Origin of the sequence: Pseudomonas sp. NPDC089406 (assembly GCF_044900265.1) — a bacterium.
In the GTDB taxonomy this organism is placed as follows: domain Bacteria; phylum Pseudomonadota; class Gammaproteobacteria; order Pseudomonadales; family Pseudomonadaceae; genus Aquipseudomonas; species Aquipseudomonas fakonensis.
The window spans coordinates 1-3080 of sequence record NZ_JBJDNC010000084.1 but is presented as its reverse complement, the minus strand read 5'-3'; the positions used below and the strand labels follow the sequence as shown (position 1 = coordinate 3080).

The 3080-nt window shown below is 57.3% G+C and carries 4 protein-coding genes and 3 tRNA genes; all 7 read left to right on the top strand.

Annotated features, from left to right (window positions below):
• Positions 1-285: 285 nt before the first annotated feature.
• Positions 286-1245 carry a bifunctional biotin--[acetyl-CoA-carboxylase] ligase/biotin operon repressor BirA gene (gene birA, locus ACI2KK_RS28900; protein WP_404671636.1) on the top strand — a complete coding sequence of 320 codons (960 nt, stop codon included), beginning with the start codon at positions 286-288 and terminating at the stop codon, positions 1243-1245.
• On the top strand, positions 1235-1984 hold the full coding sequence (locus ACI2KK_RS28895) for a pantothenate kinase (RefSeq protein ID WP_404671635.1): 750 nt from the start codon (positions 1235-1237) through the stop codon (positions 1982-1984). Before birA ends, ACI2KK_RS28895 begins: the two co-directional genes overlap by 11 nt.
• A gap of 7 nt (positions 1985-1991) precedes the next feature.
• Positions 1992-2417 carry a hypothetical protein gene (locus ACI2KK_RS28890; RefSeq protein WP_404671634.1) on the top strand — a complete coding sequence of 142 codons (426 nt, stop codon included), beginning with the start codon at positions 1992-1994 and terminating at the stop codon, positions 2415-2417.
• Positions 2418-2569: 152 nt separating this feature from the next.
• Positions 2570-2653: transfer RNA gene (locus tag ACI2KK_RS28885), tRNA-Tyr, on the top strand.
• Positions 2654-2677: 24 nt separating this feature from the next.
• Positions 2678-2751 (top strand) — tRNA-Gly (locus ACI2KK_RS28880).
• Positions 2752-2779: 28 nt separating this feature from the next.
• Positions 2780-2855: transfer RNA gene (locus tag ACI2KK_RS28875), tRNA-Thr, on the top strand.
• 79 nt (positions 2856-2934) lie between these two features.
• Positions 2935-3080, top strand: a 146-nt coding sequence (locus ACI2KK_RS28870; protein ID WP_230623059.1) for a GTP-binding protein, incomplete at its 3' end; no start/stop codon positions are given.

Genomic DNA, 3080 nt, shown 5'->3' with positions numbered 1-3080 from the left:
TGGGGTTTCCCCATGTGAGAGTAGGTCATCGTCAAGATTCATTTCGCAAAACCCCTATCTGCGCATGCAGGTAGGGGTTTTGTCTTTGTGCCCCGGAAAACCCAGAGCCCTGCGATGCGGTCCGCCCAGGCAACGCGCATACCTGCCAGGGCCCCATCGCCGGCAAGCCGGCTCCTACACAAAAAATGCAGCGATCCGCTGCCATCAGTCCCCCATCGGCCCTTTTCCTATGCAAGCCATCGGCCCATGGCTATCATGCCAGCCTTATTCCAAGTCGAGACTGGCATGCTGAAGTTGTTGAATCTCCTCAAGGACGGCCGGTTCCATTCCGGAGAAGCCTTGGGGGCAGCCATCGGGGTAAGCCGCAGCGCCGTCTGGAAGCAGCTGCAGCACCTGGAAGCCGAGCTGAACCTCACCATTCATAAAGTCCGCGGGCGTGGTTACCAGCTGGCCGCACCGCTCTCCCTGCTCGATGCTCAGGCGATTGCCGAGTTTGCCGAGGGTGAGCAGTGGCCCGTTTTCATCCACGAAACCATTGATTCAACCAATGCCGAAGGATTGCGTCTCGCAAGCTCCGGGCAGGCAGCACCATTTCTGGTTCTGGCTGAGCGTCAGAGTGCCGGGCGTGGTCGTCGTGGGCGCATGTGGGTAAGTCCATTTGCTGAAAACCTGTACTACAGCCTGGTACTGCGGGTCGATGGCGGTATGCGCCGGCTCGAAGGCCTGAGCCTGGTAGTTGGCTTGGCGGTAATGCGTGTGCTGCAGGGTTTCGGGGTCAAAGACGTGGGGCTGAAGTGGCCCAATGATGTTCTGGTCCGCGGGCAGAAAATCACCGGCATTCTCCTCGAGTTGGTCGGCGATCCTGCAGATGTCTGCCATGTCGTGCTTGGCATTGGCATCAATGTGAACATGCAAGCCAATGAGCAGGTTGACCAGCTGTGGACCTCGATGCGCCAAGAGACAGGTGTGGCCATTGATCGCAATCGCCTGGTCGCGTCCCTGAACCAGCAGTTGCAGCATGAACTGGCGCGTCATCGGCGTTACGGCTTTGCTGCATTCCAGGAAGAGTGGGAGCAGGCCAATCTTTGGCAGGGGCGTGATGTATCGCTCATTGCCGGTGCTACTCGCATTGACGGTGTGGTGCTGGGGGTGGACGGGCAGGGCGGTCTGCGCCTTGAGGTTGATGGTGTGGAGAAGAGCTTCAGTGGTGGTGAGCTCAGTTTGAGGTTGCGTGATGATTCTTGAGCTCGATTGCGGTAACAGCTTCATCAAGTGGCGCGTGATACACGCGGCCGATGCCACCATAGTAGGTGGCGGTATTGTCGATTCTGATCAAGGTTTGGTTGATTCAGTCGGCGCTCTTGCGTCATTGCGCCTTACTGGCTGTCGAGTCGTCAGTGTGCGCAGTGAAGACGAAACAGCAGCGATCTGTGCGTTGATCGGCCAAGCCTTCGCCGTCACGGCTCACGTTGCCGAGCCGTCCCAGGAGATGGCCGGTGTGCGCAACGGCTACGAAGATTACCAGCGGTTGGGCATGGATCGTTGGCTGGCGGCGCTCGGGGCTTTTCATTTGGCGCGGCGTGCTTGTCTGGTTATCGACCTGGGCACCGCGGCCAAGGCAGATTTCATTTCTGCAGACGGCGAGCACCTGGGTGGCTACATCTGCCCGGGCATGCCGTTGATGCGCAGCCAGCTGCGTACCCACACCCGGCGCATACGTTACGACGATGCCTCTGCCGAGCGTGCACTGAACAGTCTTGCTCCTGGGCGATCCACTGTCGAGGCGGTCGAGCGTGGCTGCGTATTGATGTTGCAGGGTTTTGCCCGCACCCAGCTCGAGCAGGCGAGGGCTCTGTGGGGTGATGACTTCACCGTATTCCTGACGGGTGGGGATGCGCCGCTGGTGCGCGAGGCGGCACCGCAGGCGCGGGTGGTACCTGACCTGGTATTCGTCGGGCTGGCTATGGCTTGTCCACTGGACTGAGGTGGTTATGCGTTGGTTGTTTCTACTGTTGCTGGTACTCAACGTCTTCTATTACGTCTGGCACCAACAGGAAGCCCCGTTGAAGGTGAAGGATGTCGCGCCTCTGTCGTTGTACAAGGGCAACCAACAGGAGATTCGCTTGCTTAAGGAAACCGGCGTGTCGGCGCCGCCTCGTCGGCGCGATGAGTGCCTGGTGGTTGGCGGGCTGACCGCTCGCGAACAGCTGGAGGCCTTGCGTCAGCGCCTGGTTAGCCTGGATATCGGCGCCGTGCCGGTGTCTGGTCAACTGCCCGGGGCGGATGGCCTTTGGCTGAAGATATCCCCGGAAAGCGAGCGTTTGCTGGACCAGGAAGTGCTCATCAGTCTTTCCAACGATTTCAAAGACTTAAAACATAAAATTATTTTCTGCCAAGGTATTGCAACTGGCGAATAGCTTGATAGAATGGCGCCCGCTTCACAGGGAACACCACTGAGGTGGTAGAGCTGGAAGCGGTGTCAAAGCAGCTAAGTTTCAGATTTGATTGAAAAAATTTGAAAAAACGCTTGACACTGAGGCGGCAGGCGAATAGAATGCCCGCCACATCTGGAGGGATTCCCGAGCGGCCAAAGGGGACGGACTGTAAATCCGTTGCGAGAGCTTCGAAGGTTCGAATCCTTCTCCCTCCACCAGTTTTAGCGAGAGCCGCAAGCTCCGCGGGTATAGTTTAGTGGTAGAACCTCAGCCTTCCAAGCTGATGATGCGGGTTCGATTCCCGCTACCCGCTCCAAGTTTGCTGTTTTTGCACAAAGTGTTTCGCTCTTGTAGCTCAGTTGGTAGAGCACACCCTTGGTAAGGGTGAGGTCAGCGGTTCAAGTCCGCTCAAGAGCTCCATATAAACAAGGCAGATATGAAAATATCTGCCTTTGTTTTATCAGCGCAATGACTATTTCTTCTGCGGAGGACTGTATCGATGGCTAAGGAAAAGTTTGATCGTTCCCTTCCCCACGTTAACGTCGGCACTATCGGCCACGTTGACCACGGTAAGACCACTCTGACCGCAGCTCTGACTCGCGTTTGCTCCGAAGTTTTCGGTTCGGCAATCGTTGAGTTCGACAA